This is a genomic window from Treponema sp. R80B11-R83G3, from assembly GCF_054786115.1.
Genome location: NZ_BDHF01000172.1, coordinates 1 through 1,989 on the forward strand (window position 1 = coordinate 1; position 1,989 = coordinate 1,989).

Annotated in this window: 3 protein-coding genes; all 3 read left to right on the forward strand. The window is 38.2% G+C overall.

What is annotated here, in order from left to right:
• Nucleotides 1–10: 10 nt before the first annotated feature.
• Nucleotides 11–1,129, forward strand: coding sequence for a DegT/DnrJ/EryC1/StrS family aminotransferase (locus ACYVRH_RS12175; protein ID WP_461257174.1), 1,119 nt, complete (start codon nucleotides 11–13; stop codon nucleotides 1,127–1,129).
• Nucleotides 1,126–1,623, forward strand: coding sequence for an acyltransferase (locus ACYVRH_RS12180; protein WP_461257175.1), 498 nt, complete (start codon nucleotides 1,126–1,128; stop codon nucleotides 1,621–1,623). The genes ACYVRH_RS12175 and ACYVRH_RS12180 overlap by 4 nt, the downstream gene beginning before the upstream one ends.
• Nucleotides 1,624–1,677: 54 nt before the next feature.
• A partial coding sequence (locus ACYVRH_RS12185; RefSeq protein ID WP_461257176.1) for a hypothetical protein occupies nucleotides 1,678–1,989 on the forward strand: 312 nt, incomplete at its 3' end.

Genomic DNA, 1,989 nt, shown 5'->3' on the forward strand with positions numbered 1-1,989 from the left:
ATTTTAACAAATGAAAGTGCCTTTTTATGACGCTACCCGGGAATACAATCTTTACAAAGTGGAATTTGACAAAGCAATTTCTGACGTTATTGCTTCCGGCGCGTTTATTCTTGGAAAACAGGTACAGGAATTTGAAGAAGCCGTATGCAAGCACGCTGGCGCGAAATACGCGGTCGGCGTAGCCAACGGAAGCGACGCGCTTTTAATTACCAGCGATATATTGGGTTATAAAAACGAAACTGAAGTTCTCACTCCTGTTTTTACTTTTTTCGCGTCCGCATCTTGCATAGCCCGTTTGAATGGGAAACCTACATTTTGTGATGTGGATGAAGATACTTTCTGCATGGACATGAATGACGCTGAAAACCATATTACAAAAAAAACAAAAGGGATACTTCCTGTTCATTTATTTTTACAAACAGCGGATATGAACGCCTGCATGGAACTTGCAAAAAAACATCAACTGACGGTACTAGAAGACGCCGCAGAGGCGTTTGGAATGAAGACGCTTTATAATGGTGAATACAAACACTCAGGTACGCTTGGCGATTTTGGTGTTTTTTCATTCTTTCCGACAAAGACTCTTGGCGGGTACGGCGATGGCGGCATGATAATTACAAATAATGAGGAACTTTATAAAAAAGCGAAAAGTTACAGAACTCACGGTTCGACCAAAAAATACCACCATGATTATATAGGTTACAATTCGCGCTTGGATACGTTACAGGCGGCGATTTTAAACGTAAAATTATCACACATAGAAGACGCTATTCAAAAAAGGGCGAATCATGCAGCGCATTACCGTGAAATGTTAAAAGACATTTCAGAAATTAAACTGCCTGCCGTTAAAGACGGCTGTAAAGAAGCATATTATGTTTTTTGCATAAAAGCGGAAAAACGTAACGCGTTAGAAGAGCATTTAAAATCAAAAAATATTGGAACGTCCGTATACTACCCTATCCCGCTTCACTTGCAAAAATGTTTTGAATACTTAGGTTATAAAAAAGGAGATTTTCCAATAGCGGAAAAGTTATGTGAAACTGTATTAGCGCTTCCTATGTTTCCTGAACTGACGGAAGATGAAGTAAGTTTTGTATGTGATAGCATTAAGGAATTCTATAAAAAATGAGCGATAAATCCTATTTTGTCCACGAATCAAGTTATGTGGACGAAGGCGCTGAGATTGGCGAATCTACAAAGATTTGGCATTTCTGCCACATAATGCCAGGCGCGAAAATAGGGAAAAAATGCTCAATCGGACAAAATGTAAATGTAGGTTCGCGCGCGATTATCGGAGACGGAGTAAAAATACAGAACAATGTTTCCGTATACGATGACGTAATTATCGAAGATGACGTATTTTGCGGCCCGTCCTGCGTGTTTACAAATGTAATAAACCCCCGCGCTTTTGTTGAGCGCAAACATGAGTATAAAAAGACCGTTGTTAAAAAAGGCGCGAGTATTGGCGCAAACGCTACGATTGTCTGCGGAGTGTCTATTGGCGAGTACGCGCTTATTGGCGCCGGTAGCGTGGTAACAAAAGATGTGCCGGCTTATTCACTCGCTTATGGGAACCCGGCTAGAGTACACGGAAAAGTAAATAAAAACGGAGAAAAAATATAATGCTAATAAGGAGACAAGTTACTCTTAACATAGTAACATAATCTGCAATACAATATGTCAATTCGATTATCTTCTTTTGCGTCAATTTACGGTAAACTTAAACACATTTTACCCCGTAAACAAAAAATCTTTTTAGTTATCTTGCTTTTAATGACAATTTTTCTTTCTTTTGTTGAAACAATAGGCATTTCGGCCATTATGCCGTTTATTACAGTCGCTTCAAATCCATCAGTGCTTGATGAAGGTAAATTTAAAATCATTTATGATTTTTTGAATTTTAAGCAAAAAACCGCGTTTATTATTACGTTTGGCGTCTCAATTATAATTTTTTATCTTTTCCGTGCCATATATAATATATTTTATAAC

What these genes read in the sequence shown, in the direction of transcription:
- ACYVRH_RS12180 (WP_461257175.1), top strand. Translation starts at nt 1,126, where the DNA reads ATGAGCGATAAATCCTATTTTGTCCACGAATCAAGTTATGTGGACGAA.
- ACYVRH_RS12175 (WP_461257174.1), top strand. Translation starts at nt 11, where the DNA reads ATGAAAGTGCCTTTTTATGACGCTACCCGGGAATACAATCTTTACAAA.